9 protein-coding genes and 1 pseudogene are annotated in these 9655 nt (G+C 55.2%); 8 read left to right on the top strand and 2 right to left on the bottom strand.

Annotation, left to right across the window (positions count from 1 at the left end; genetic code table 11):
* Positions 1 to 18 precede the first annotated feature (18 nt).
* Positions 19 to 570, bottom strand: coding sequence for a DUF2062 domain-containing protein (locus ABNH10_RS08210; protein ID WP_349385481.1), 552 nt, complete (start codon positions 568 to 570; stop codon positions 19 to 21).
* A gap of 309 nt (positions 571 to 879) precedes the next feature.
* Here ABNH10_RS08210 and ABNH10_RS08215 point away from each other — a divergent pair, with 309 nt between their 5' ends.
* The 8 genes from ABNH10_RS08215 to murB all read left to right on the top strand — a co-directional run bounded on the left by ABNH10_RS08215 (position 880) and on the right by murB (position 9365).
* Positions 880 to 3108 carry a DNA internalization-related competence protein ComEC/Rec2 gene (locus ABNH10_RS08215; RefSeq protein ID WP_349385482.1) on the top strand — a complete coding sequence of 743 codons (2229 nt, stop codon included), beginning with the start codon at positions 880 to 882 and terminating at the stop codon, positions 3106 to 3108.
* A 30-nt stretch (positions 3109 to 3138) separates the two neighbouring features.
* A complete protein-coding gene (locus ABNH10_RS08220; protein WP_349385483.1) occupies positions 3139 to 3768 on the top strand; it encodes a MotA/TolQ/ExbB proton channel family protein in 630 nt (209 codons plus the stop codon).
* On the top strand, positions 3765 to 4190 hold the full coding sequence (locus tag ABNH10_RS08225; protein WP_349385484.1) for an ExbD/TolR family protein: 426 nt from the start codon (positions 3765 to 3767) through the stop codon (positions 4188 to 4190). The genes ABNH10_RS08220 and ABNH10_RS08225 overlap by 4 nt, the downstream gene beginning before the upstream one ends.
* Positions 4187 to 5935, top strand: a complete 1749-nt coding sequence (gene msbA, locus ABNH10_RS08230) for a lipid A export permease/ATP-binding protein MsbA (RefSeq protein ID WP_349385485.1) — start codon at positions 4187 to 4189, stop codon at positions 5933 to 5935. The genes ABNH10_RS08225 and msbA overlap by 4 nt, the downstream gene beginning before the upstream one ends.
* Positions 5936 to 5944: 9 nt before the next feature.
* Complete coding sequence (lpxK, locus tag ABNH10_RS08235) at positions 5945 to 6928, top strand: tetraacyldisaccharide 4'-kinase (RefSeq protein WP_349385486.1); 984 nt, start codon at positions 5945 to 5947, stop codon at positions 6926 to 6928.
* A gap of 168 nt (positions 6929 to 7096) precedes the next feature.
* Positions 7097 to 7852, top strand: coding sequence for a 3-deoxy-manno-octulosonate cytidylyltransferase (gene kdsB / locus ABNH10_RS08240; RefSeq protein WP_349385487.1), 756 nt, complete (start codon positions 7097 to 7099; stop codon positions 7850 to 7852).
* Positions 7852 to 8325, top strand: coding sequence for a low molecular weight protein-tyrosine-phosphatase (locus ABNH10_RS08245; protein WP_349385488.1), 474 nt, complete (start codon positions 7852 to 7854; stop codon positions 8323 to 8325). The genes kdsB and ABNH10_RS08245 overlap by 1 nt, the downstream gene beginning before the upstream one ends.
* A complete protein-coding gene (murB, locus tag ABNH10_RS08250; protein WP_349385489.1) occupies positions 8322 to 9365 on the top strand; it encodes a UDP-N-acetylmuramate dehydrogenase in 1044 nt (347 codons plus the stop codon). Before ABNH10_RS08245 ends, murB begins: the two co-directional genes overlap by 4 nt.
* Positions 9366 to 9452: 87 nt before the next feature.
* On the opposite strand, the pseudogene ABNH10_RS08255 reads toward murB, so the two are convergent.
* Positions 9453 to 9655, bottom strand: a pseudogene (locus ABNH10_RS08255) (IS4 family transposase); the annotation flags it as partial.

Raw genomic sequence — 9655 nt, forward strand, 5'->3', positions numbered from 1 at the left:
CCATGAGGCTCGTTGGCTTCACTCTTTTTTCTCTTCTTTAACCTCCTGTTGTGCTTCACGTCGCTCAGCCCGTGCACGTCGATGTGCACGTAGATTCCAGCTTCGAATAACGGCTAGCCGCCAGCTAACTTTCACCGCCACGTACGCCAATCCACCAAACACGAACGCGCATAGCATTGAGCCTACCCATAATGGAATCAGCTGTTCTACAAACCAGGCCACGGTGATGCCTTCACCGCTGTGGGGCGGCATGCCTAGCAGCCAGGCGCCGATACGGTAGGTGAAATAGAAAATGGGTACATAGGTAACTGGGTTGGAGATCCACACCAGCATTATCGAGAGTGGCAGGTTGCAGTGGAAGCGAACCGCCAACAATGCAGCCAACCCCATTTGCAGAGGGATAGGCAACAAACCCGCGAAGATACCAATAAAAGCAGCGCCCGCCAGTGAACGGCGATTAATGTGCCAGAGGTTAGGGTCCGATAGCACCTCGCCAAGAAAACTCAATGACTTGGTTTGCCGAATACGTTCGGGGGTTGGCAGGTATTTGCGGAAGATCCGTTTTGGCATGAACTCGCATCTACTGGCTGGGTCGGGGAGCGTGTTTTGCCCCGGTGCATTCTTGATAGCACTATCTTGCTATCCATGAGCGCACTCTATCAGTTCGCTACTATGCCCGGTACGTTTGTGCCTGGCACTGCTGCGAAAAAAAGCGGGATCGGACGGTATTTGAAATTTCTTCCTATCCCTGCGGGCGCCATTATGCCCGCATCCTTAAAAAAGGCATACTCCCGCAGAGACGGCTTTTGGGATTGTTGTTTTTGAAGCAAGTTTCACATAGCCATTTTCATAACGTCGTTATAGAACCGCGGAGCAAGGATGCGAATGTGGTTGACGGCCGCAGCCATGGTGGCGGGCTGCTGGTTGGGTGTGTTGTGGCCATTGCTGGTGTTATCCGTTATCGCTGTGGCTGGGGTTTGGCGCAACCGTGCCCTGTGGCTTGTTTGGTTGGTGTTTGGTTACGGCTTTGGTGTATGGCAGTTGAACGAAGGGCTGGCGCAGCGCTTGCCAGTGGAGCTGGATCGGGAAATGATCCGTCTGCAGGGCGAAGTAGTGGATGTACCGGTGACCCGTCGTGAATTTCGTTTTGGTCGCTGGCAGTGGCGTCAACAAATCCATATGGCAGTGTGGGGCGATGATGTCTGGTCTGGTACGCACCGGGTGGTGCTGAATAGTTATGGACCATCGGTATTGCTGAAGGCAGGCGATCAGGTGTTATTGAGTGCTGAGCTGAAGATTCCGCGCGGCGTATATAACCACTTTGGTCCGGACCGTGCTCGCTCTGATCTATCCGCAGGAGTGGATGCCCGCGGCACACTTAAACAGGTTTCCCTGATTGCCAATGGCGGTGGGGTTGCTGCTCGTCGTGAACGGTTGTCCCTCCGGGTGGGGGAGGCTGTGAATGACTCTCCTTTCGGGCAGGCGGTGTTGCCCGCGCTAGTTGTGGGAGATCGTTCCCGGTTGGAACCGCCCCTCTGGCGTACTTTCCAAGTCACGGGTGGTGCCCACCTGTTGGCCATTTCTGGCTTGCATATCGCTATTGTGGCCGGTTGGTTTTGGTGGCTGGGGCGGGTGCTGTTTGCTCCAGTTATGCAGGCGCTGATGCCGGTATTGCGACGATATTCCCAGCAGCATCTGGCGTGGGTGCCCGCTCTATTGGCAGCAACGGGGTATGCTGCGCTGTCGGGGTTTAGCCTGCCGACCGTACGGGCATTGGTCATGCTGATAGTGGTGGCGTTGGCGCAGTGGTGGCGAGTGCCGATTTCGCTGGGGCGAGCGTTAGCGCTGGCCTTACTGGTGGTACTGATGATCATGCCGCTAGCGGCGCTGTCAGAAAGCCTGTGGTTATCCTTCGGCGCAGTGGCATTTATTGCCATGTTAACCCGCAGTCATGCTTCTTGGCGGTTGATAATATTGCTGCCTACGGTAATGACGATGGCCAGCGCTGTGCTGTTTCAGCAATGGACACCCAGCGCACCGCTGGCCAATCTTATTCTGGTTCCCCTATATACCTTGTTGGTTATCCCGGCCGCCTTGCTCGGGGCGCTGCTGGACCAAACCTGGTTGCTGCAAGCGGCCGCGACAGGCGTGGAATTGTCGGTGTGGGTGATGACGTGGTTGGCGAATCAGGGGGTACCGTCATGGCTCATGCTTCCCTCTACAGTGTCGGGCATGGTGTTGATGTTTGGCTTGATGCTTCTGCTGATGCCCTTTGTCCCTTTTCCCCGGCGGCTGTTGCCACTCTGCCTGCTGCCTTGGCTGACACAGCAGCCGGAGCCTCTGGCGTCGGGGGAGTGGTCGCTGACTGCTTTTGATGTGGGGCAGGGGTTGGCGGTGGCAATACGAACCCGCGAGCACTTGCTGATTTATGACGCCGGGCCGTCGTGGCCGGGTGGCAGTGTGGCGGCGCAAAGCCTATCTCCGTGGCTGTCTGTTACCGGTCAGAAGGTAGACCGCATGCTGATCAGTCATGGCGACAATGACCATGCAGGTGGGCTAACGGACTTGCCGCTGCCCGACCTTTTACTTAGTGGAGAGCCGCAACGGGTGCCTGGCAGTCGCCTGTGTCAGGCGGGTGATCAATGGCAGTGGGATGGCGTCACTTTTACCGTGCTATGGCCACGGGAGCCTGGCCGAAAGGGCAACGCGGCCAGTTGTGTGCTGCATGTCGGCGGTCCCTTTGGCTCCGCTCTGCTGCCCGGTGATATCGGAATTCAGCAGGAGTACCGCTTGCTCGGGGCGTTGACGCCGGTGGATCTGCTGGTGTTGGGGCACCATGGCAGTCAGTCCAGTACTAGCGCAGCGCTGCTACGGCAGTTGCAGCCGCGCTTTGCTATCGCCAGTGCGGGCTATCGGAACCGGTTCAACCACCCTCATCCGAAGGTGTTGAGTAAGCTGGATAGCGCAGGCATCACAGTTCTGCGCACCGACAGAGATGGCATGATTGTGTTTCGACAGGGGGGCGCCGATAATGGCCGGCTTATAACAAAATGGCGCCAAGCGTATGCCCGGCCCTGGCATGGACCGGCCGTTTGGCGTCTCTGGTAACGCGATTTGTGCTCATGGGGAGAAGTTAAGGTGCAGGATCTTGTGCAGTCCGGAGGCTGGATGATGCTTCCGATTTTGATCTGTTCGGTGGTGGCGTTGGCCATTGTGGTAGAACGTTTTTGGACTTTGCGGCCCAGTAAATTGGCGCCGACCGACACGGTGCCCCAGGTGCAAACGTTGCTCAAACGCGGCCTGCTCAACGAGGGCAACCTAGTGGAATTGCGTGACAGCTCGCCGCTGGGTCGCATTCTGGCCACCGGCCTGGCCAATGCCCAGCATGGTCGCGAAATCATGAAAGAAAGTATTCAGGAAAGTGCCACGGGCGTGGTGCATGAACTGGGAAAATTTCTCAGCACGCTGGGGTCTATTGCGGCTATTACCCCGCTGCTGGGCTTGCTCGGTACCGTGGTCGGGATGATCGATGTATTTGCGGCCATCATGATCCACGGTACCGGTGATGCGGCACAGTTGGCTGGCGGTATTTCTCAAGCATTGTTGACCACTGCCGCGGGCTTGGTTGTAGCGATTCCGGCCATTTTCTTTCATCGCTTCTTTGTGCGTCGAGTAGAAGAAATCACCGTGGAGTTGGAACAAAGCGCTATTCATGTAGTGGATTTGGTGCACGGTGATCGTGAGGCAGAACTGGGAGACAAGGCGTGAAATTTCCCCGGCCTAGCCAGGAGGAGATCAGCGTTAATCTGACACCCTTGATTGATGTGGTGTTTCTACTGCTGATCTTCTTCATGGTATCGACCACCTTTGATGACAAGACGCAATTGTCGATTACCTTGCCGGAAGCCGATGGTGCTCCCCAAGTTCAAGTTGACGATCAAGTTGAAGTGACAATTACCTCCACCGGGGATTATTTGGTGAATGGTGAAAAGCTTGCGGTCAGTGACAGCAACACCCTGCGTACTGCGCTATTGCGTTTGGGGCAGGATAAAACGGACCAGCCTTTGCAAATTTACGCGGATGCCAATGTGGCTTATCAGGCGGTTGTGCGCGTTTATGACGTGGCCGGGCAGCTGGGTTTTGTTAAGCTATCGCTCACCACTCGCGAATCCCCCAATGAGGCACAATGAGTCAACCTCTTCCTGCTGAGGACGTGTGGCCTACCTATAAACGGCTGCTGAGCTACGTTCGCCCATACTGGTTCATGCTGATTCTCAGCGTTATTGGCTACGCCCTGTATGCTGGCACCCAGGCGGGGGCAGCGCAATTGGCTGGCTTCCTTGGGGAAACCATCGTCAATCCGACCGATGCACGGGTCTTGATTGTGTCAATTGCACCGTTGGTACTGGTGCTCTTCCAGGGGCTGGGGCAGTTTATGGGGAGTTATTCCATGAACTGGGTGGCCCAGCAAATCGTTTATGTGTTGCGTAACGATGTCTTCGGCCATGTGTTGAAGCTGCCCCAGTCGGAATATCACCGCAATGCTTCCGGGCGCATCATGTCGAAAATTATCTTCGATGCCCAGCAAGTCACCAGTGCCGGTACGGATGCGATCATCGTGATTATTCGCGAAGGTCTGACGGTGGTGGGGCTGTTCGGTTTCCTGTTATGGCAGAACTGGAAGCTGACGTTAATCCTGGTAACAGTGGTTCCTTTAATTGCGCTGGTAATGAATATTACCAGTAAACGGTTCAGGAAAATTAGTCGTCGTATTCAGTCTTCCATGGCCAACATTACTCACTTTCTGGGTGAAGCCATTGAAGGCAGTGGAGAGGTGAAGATTTTTGGTGGCCAAGCTCAGGAAGCAGACCGTTTTCATAACGTAAGTCGTAGCTTTGCCAAACAGAACGTGAAACTCAACGCCAGCAAGATCGCAAGCACGGTGATCGTGCAATTGTTTGTGGCGATGGGTATTGGCTTCATTACTTATTTGTATATTCATCTGATGGGTGAAGATATTACGGTGGGGGGCTTTCTGTCCTATATCACCGCTGCCGGCATGATCCAGAAACCGCTCAAGCAGCTCACGGATGTGAATGTGAAGATTCAGCGCGGCGTCACCGGCGCTGCCAGCCTGTTTGAGTTGCTCGATACTGAGCAGGAAACCGATACGGGTACCTATACTGTAGCCACCAGGGCTGACGGCAATATCGACTTTGAAGGGGTAACCTTCGGTTATGACCCAGCGTCACCGGTAATCCGGCACCTCAGCTTTTCCATCAAAGCCGGGGAGACTGTGGCGCTGGTAGGGCGCTCGGGCGCAGGAAAAAGCACTATTAGCGCGATGTTGCCGCGTTTTTTTGATCCAGACCAAGGCCGGATTCTGCTCGATGGCATTCCCTTGCCGGAATATCAGCTGGGCGAGCTGAGAAATCAAATCGCCATGGTAAGCCAGCGAGTCGTTCTGTTTAACGACAGCGTGCGTAACAATATTGCTTACGGTGAGCTGCGCAGCTCAGACGATACATCTATCATAAAAGCGGCAAAGGACGCCTACGCCTGGTCCTTTATTGAGCAGCTTGAACATGGCTTGGATACCTTGTTGGGCCAAGATGGTGTGCAATTGTCCGGTGGCCAGCGTCAGCGCATCGCGATTGCTCGAGCGCTGCTCAAGGATGCCCCGGTTCTGATTCTTGACGAAGCGACCAGTGCACTGGATTCTGAGTCTGAGCACCATATCCAGCAGGCGCTGGAGCAGGTGATGCAAGGTCGCACCACTTTGGTCATTGCCCATCGCCTGTCTACCATTGAAAAAGCGGATCGTATTATGGTGCTTGATCAGGGCCAGCTGATTGAGCAGGGTTCCCACCAGCAATTACTGGAAAAAAACGGGCTGTATACGCAAATGTACCGGATGAATTTTTCCGAGGAGTAATCGGGCGACATGGGGTTACTGAGCGAATGGGTTCAACAGGGTTGGTATAAGGGCAGCCCCTGGCTGTTTCCGCTGCGGCCTTTGTCGGCACTGGTGTCTTTTGAAGCTAGGCGCCGGCTGCAACGATTCAGAAAACAGCGACCGCATCCTCCAGTGCCGGTGCTGGTGGTGGGCAATATCACCGTAGGGGGGACAGGCAAAACCCCGTTGGTGATTGCTCTGGTAGAAGCTGCCCGTTCTAAGGGCTTAAAGGTAGCGGTGGTATCGCGCGGGTTTGGTGGCAAAACGGAACATTATCCCCAACATGTAACCGCCAGCAGCGATGCCCTGGACGTGGGCGATGAACCTGTGTTGATTGCTCGCCGTACGGGCGTTCCGGTGGTGCTGGATCCTGATCGTCGTAATGCCCTGGATGTGGCTATCCGCGAATACGCCCCGGATTTGGTGATCAGCGATGATGGCTTGCAGCATTATGCCCTGCCGCGCAGCGCCGAAGTGGTGGTCGTGGATGCTCAGCGCGGTCTGGGTAATGGGCGTTGTTTACCGGAGGGGCCATTAAGAGAGCCTGCCACCAGGCTCAAGGAAGTGGATTTCGTTATCAGCACTGGCGGTGGCTGGGCCGGGGCTTATCCGATGATAATGCGCCCGTCAGGGGTCACCTGTTTGGCCGATAACCGTACCCTGACGCCTGATGATTTTCTGCGTCTACATCCCCAGGTTCATGCGGTTGCCGGTATCGGTAATCCCAAGCGATTTTTTAACCTGCTCAGTATTCTCGGGCTAAGTGCCACGCCTCACGTTTTCCCAGATCATCATGCCTACCAGCCGGCGGATCTGGCATTTACGGATGGGTTGCCGGTTTTGATGACGGAAAAGGATGCGGTGAAGTGTGCACCTTTCGCCGAGCCCCACTGGTGGTTTGTTCCAGTCACAGCGGGTTTGCCGGAAGGCTTGCTGGAGCAAATGATCGACCGAGCGCTGGGAAAAGAATAGCGGCAAGCTTCGCGCCGCAAGCTGCAATGCACCTCAGTTTTTATTTTGAATGTGAAGTACGCAGTCAGCACTCGATCCTTGTGAGTGGCTCACGAAGTTTAAGAAGCGATTGGGCTTTGCGAGTGTTACAGCTTGAGGCTTGGAGCGTGTGATTTTAACGAGGTTTGAATGAGCTTTTACGTAGTTGTCCCGGCACGGTATGCGTCTACCCGTTTGCCGGGCAAGCCGCTGGCGGATATTGCCGGGAAAACCATGGTGGAACGGGTGGCGGAGCGCTGCCAGCAAAGTGATGCTGATCAGATTTATGTGGCTACCGACGATCGTCGTATTGCCGATGTTTTGGGCGACACCGTGTCCGTGGTTATGACGCGAGAGGATCATCCTTCTGGGACAGATCGTCTTCAAGAGGTGGCTACAAAACTTGCCTTGGCCGACGACGACATTATCGTCAATGTACAGGGTGACGAGCCGTTGATCCCCCCTGCGGTGATCAATCAGGTGGCGGCAAACCTGGCGGCGAACCCGGACTGCCAGATGGCGACCCTGTGTGAAGCCATCGGAAACTCCGATGACCTGTTTAATCCCAACGTGGTGAAAGCCGTCTTCGATAATAGGGGCAAGGCGTTATATTTTTCCCGAGCGCCAGTGCCTTGGCACCGTGATGCCTTTGCCGATGGCCAACAAGATATGTCGGGTGGGCAGTGGTGGAGGCATATCGGCATTTATGCATATCGGGTAGCTTTCTTGCATCAGTATGTGCAATGGCAGCCGGCGACACTGGAGAAGCTGGAGTCTTTGGAGCAGCTCCGCGCTATGGCCAATGGGGTAGCGATTCATGTGGAACCTGCCTGTGAAGTGGTTCCTGGCGGTGTGGATACACAGGCGGATCTTGAACGTTTGCGAGCCCAGCTGGGAGGCCAGTAATGAGCGTGTCTGTGTTGTTTGTGTGTCTCGGGAATATTTGCCGTTCGCCTACCGCTGAAGTGGTTTTTCGGGCGCGAGTGAAGGCGGCCGGGCTTGAGGACCGTATTCACATAGATAGCGTCGGAACCGGTGATTGGCATATTGGTAAGGCGCCGGATCCGCGTACTCAGGAGGCGGCTTTGCGGCGCGGTTATTCAATGGCGGCTTTGCGAGCACGGCAGGTCAGTCCTGCGGACTTTGCCAATTTTGATTGGGTGTTGGCTATGGATAACACCAACTTGGCGGATCTTGAGGTTATGCGCCCGGCATCGTACCAAGGGACCCTGGCTCGGTTTTTGGACTTTGCAGAGCACACTGCGGTGCAGGAAGTACCCGACCCTTATTATGGGGGCGAAGACGGTTTCGATACGGTGTTGGACTTGATTGAAGAGAGTGCCGATGGATTGTTGCGCCGGGTGCGGGACCAGCTGTGAGCCAGTCGCAGTCACCAACCCACACTTTCGCGCTGATCGATGCTGCGGATCTGACGGGACTCAACACCTTGGGCTTGCCAGCCCGGGCTCAACGTTTAGCTCGCCCGACCACTTTGGATGCGTTGTCTCAGGTCTTGGCAGAGCGCGATCCGGCTGAACCGCTTTTTGTGATCGGCGAAGGTAGTAATGTGGTGATTTGCTCTGATCTGCCGGGCCTGACGCTAAGCTTGGCAATCGATGGCATGGCACGGGTTAAGCAAGACAATACGCATGTGTGGGTCGCTGCTGGCGCGGGGGTGCATTGGGATGATCTGGTTGCCTGGACCGTGGAGCAGGGTTGGCAGGGGTTGGAAAATTTATCCCTGATTCCCGGCACGGTAGGGGCTGCGCCTTTTCAGAATATTGGCGCCTATGGTGTGGAACTGTCTCAACTGCTTGAGCAGGTAACAGTAATGGATGTGGCCACCGCTCAAGTAAAGCACTTTGCTGGCAATGAATGTGAATTTGCTTATCGCGATAGCCGGTTCAAAAGCCGAGACCGTGGCCGTTATATCATTACCGGCATTGAGCTGCGTCTGAATAAAATGCCGCAGTGTAATGTGGGTTACGGGCCGCTGAAGGCCCGCTTTGGGCATTTGTCGCAAGCAGATATTCTTCCCGCCGCGGTTCGCGAGCATGTGATTGCGGTGCGCCAGAGTAAGCTGCCGGCTCCTGATGTATTGGCTAATGCAGGGAGTTTTTTTAAAAATCCTGTGGTAACAAAAGAGCGGGGGGATGCGTTAAAGAGCCGCTTTGCGGATTTGGTGGCTTATACGCAACCGGATGGTGTGAAACTGGCAGCAGGATGGTTGATCGAGCAGGCTGGCTGGAAGGGTAAACGGTTGGGGCCGGTTGGTATGCATAGTGAGCAAGCGCTGGTGCTGGTCAATCACGGTAATGCTACCAGTGCGGATGTAATAGCGTTGGCAGAAGCTGTGTGTGCTGATGTGCAGGAGAAATTTGGTGTTGCGCTAGAACAGGAGCCAGTGTTGTTGCCATAGAGGCATGACGGTGATGGATTCCAGCATATTAAGCTTGAGCAAAGAATGGACCCACAAAAAAGCCCGGCCATTAGGCCGTAATGCTGTTCACTTAAGAGGAGCAGCATTACGGTTTACCGGATAGCGGGTTTTATTGATCTTGACCGTCCTCGGCCTCGACGGTCTTGGGCGCTCTTCCAGAAATAAATTTCCCAGCCCCGCTCTCAGTTCTACTAGGCGCGCTCCGGTTCTCGATCGCGGCTGTGCCGCAGCCATGACAATCAGCTGGGCAGCGATATATTGGTAGGCGA

Source organism: Alcanivorax sp., assembly GCF_040119285.1.
Classification (GTDB): domain Bacteria; phylum Pseudomonadota; class Gammaproteobacteria; order Pseudomonadales; family Alcanivoracaceae; genus Alcanivorax.

Excerpts from the sequence above, each read along its gene's own strand:
- lpxK (WP_349385486.1), top strand. The coding sequence starts at position 5,945 with ATGGGGTTACTGAGCGAATGGGTTCAACAGGGTTGGTATAAGGGCAGC.
- ABNH10_RS08245 (WP_349385488.1), top strand. The coding sequence starts at position 7,852 with ATGAGCGTGTCTGTGTTGTTTGTGTGTCTCGGGAATATTTGCCGTTCG.
- msbA (WP_349385485.1), top strand. The coding sequence starts at position 4,187 with ATGAGTCAACCTCTTCCTGCTGAGGACGTGTGGCCTACCTATAAACGG.
- kdsB (WP_349385487.1), top strand. The coding sequence starts at position 7,097 with ATGAGCTTTTACGTAGTTGTCCCGGCACGGTATGCGTCTACCCGTTTG.
- ABNH10_RS08210 (WP_349385481.1), bottom strand. The coding sequence starts at position 570 with ATGCCAAAACGGATCTTCCGCAAATACCTGCCAACCCCCGAACGTATT.
- ABNH10_RS08215 (WP_349385482.1), top strand. The coding sequence starts at position 880 with ATGCGAATGTGGTTGACGGCCGCAGCCATGGTGGCGGGCTGCTGGTTG.